Raw genomic sequence first — 653 nt, 5'->3', positions numbered from 1 at the left:
CTGGCAGCGCAGGGGGCAGCCGGTAAGGCGCACGAATACGGTGGGCAAGCCAGCCGTTCGCGTTTCACCCTGCAAAGAGTAAAAGACTTCTGTGATGCGTAATGTGTCTTGCATGCTCGCCACGGGCGTGACAGCTAAACAGGCTGTCCGCCTCCGTCAGGCACTGTCGCGGACTCGACATGGCGTTATCCGCAGCAGCGTGTTTACGAAAAAAGGGCAGTGATTCTAACGAAAAAACCCGCGACTGGCGCGGGTTTCTTTCGAGCGGTACAGCTACAGGGCTCAGAGCTTCTGCAAGTCACGCTGGGCCAGCTGCGCGGCGGAGGTGCCGGGGTACTGGGTGATGACCTGCTGCAAGATGCCCTTGACCTTGTCGGTATGGCCCATGCGGCGCTCGACGTCGGCCAGTTTGTAGAGCGAATCCGGCACTTTGCTGTGCTTGGGATACTTCTGGCTGACCTGGGCGAAGGCCTGACTGGCACCTGGCAGATCGCCTTTGGCCAGGTTCACTTCACCCAGCCAGTACTGCGCGTTGCCGGCGTACTGGCTGTTGGGGTACTTGCGCAGGAAGGCATTGAACGCCTGGCTGGCCTTGTCAAAGTCTTTCTGTTTGATCAGGTCGAAAGCAGCATCGTAGTAGAGCTTCTCTTTCG

1 protein-coding gene is annotated in these 653 nt (G+C 58.8%); it reads right to left on the bottom strand.

Features of this window, described 5'->3' with window-relative positions; translation table 11 throughout:
* Window positions 1–282: 282 nt before the first annotated feature.
* Window positions 283–653 (bottom strand): tol-pal system protein YbgF (gene ybgF / locus EOE48_RS28455; protein WP_127734228.1); only part of this gene is annotated, 371 nt, incomplete at its 5' end.

This window comes from Methylobacterium oryzihabitans, from assembly GCF_004004555.2.
Lineage (GTDB): Bacteria > Pseudomonadota > Alphaproteobacteria > Rhizobiales > Beijerinckiaceae > Methylobacterium > Methylobacterium oryzihabitans.
The sequence above is the reverse complement of the archived record's forward strand: the minus strand, read 5'-3'. Positions and strand labels throughout refer to the sequence as shown.